General features: G+C 60.2%; 1 protein-coding gene. It reads right to left on the bottom strand.

What is annotated here, in order from left to right; all coding sequences use genetic code 11:
* Positions 1–619 precede the first annotated feature (619 nt).
* A partial coding sequence (locus tag NKH02_RS34405) for a hypothetical protein (RefSeq protein WP_502913900.1) occupies positions 620–812 on the bottom strand: 193 nt, incomplete at its 5' end.

Here is an 812-nt window from a genome sequence, read left to right as displayed (position 1 = left end):
GACACCGATGAGCAACACTGATGTCGAAGATTTGGCCGCCGCCCTCGTGGATGCCATTCATGAAACTTGGAAACAATCGCCGTGGACAACATAGAGCAACGGTAAAAAGAGGTAGTCGCGACAGCGCCTCCCATCGGCGGACCTTGCAGATGACGGAAGAGGTTCGAGAGATATAAAGTAAGACCGTATGTCCGCCTCTGCCGGTGAGGTGGCTCGCCCTACACTGCGCGTCCGAGGGTTGCTTCTCTATTCGGCGTGTTGAGGTCAAGCGCTTTTCGAGCCTTCCGCTTCGCCGGCGTTGCGCATCTTTCGCGGGGTCTTGCTTCTCTCCGGGATCGGCGCTCTGGCCCTACCCTTGATGTGGATTCAGGAGAATGAGGTGGAACAATCTCGGAAGCGTCCTGATCGTTGTGATGCGACCGGTACTGCAACCCTCGCGAACTCACCTCATTCATCGTCCCGCGAAGGACGCCCCTTTTCCACCGGCAGGTGGAATCCTATGGGGTAATCGTTGTCACGCTCGCTCTGCGATCATGTTTCATCTCCGCGTTCGACTGCTGGCGACCATCTCCTCGTCCCGACCTTCCTTTGCGCTGGCCGCCCGCGCGCAGGTGGGTCGTCAAGGGCCACGGGCCATCGCGCAGCGACTTGCCCTTGACGGGCCACGCGCACGGCGGCAGGCTGCAATGGTCGGGGGCACGATCAGGCGGCCTTCGGCATGATGTCTCGCCAGTGACCAGGTCGGAACGAACTCCTCGATCACACCCTCAAGTCGCTCGACCCGCTCTTTCGAGACGCGGACTGCTTCAACC

The sequence above is a fragment of the Mesorhizobium sp. M1396 genome (assembly GCF_040317725.1).
In the GTDB taxonomy this organism is placed as follows: domain Bacteria; phylum Pseudomonadota; class Alphaproteobacteria; order Rhizobiales; family Rhizobiaceae; genus Mesorhizobium.
The sequence above is the reverse complement of the archived record's forward strand: the minus strand, read 5'-3'. Positions and strand labels throughout refer to the sequence as shown.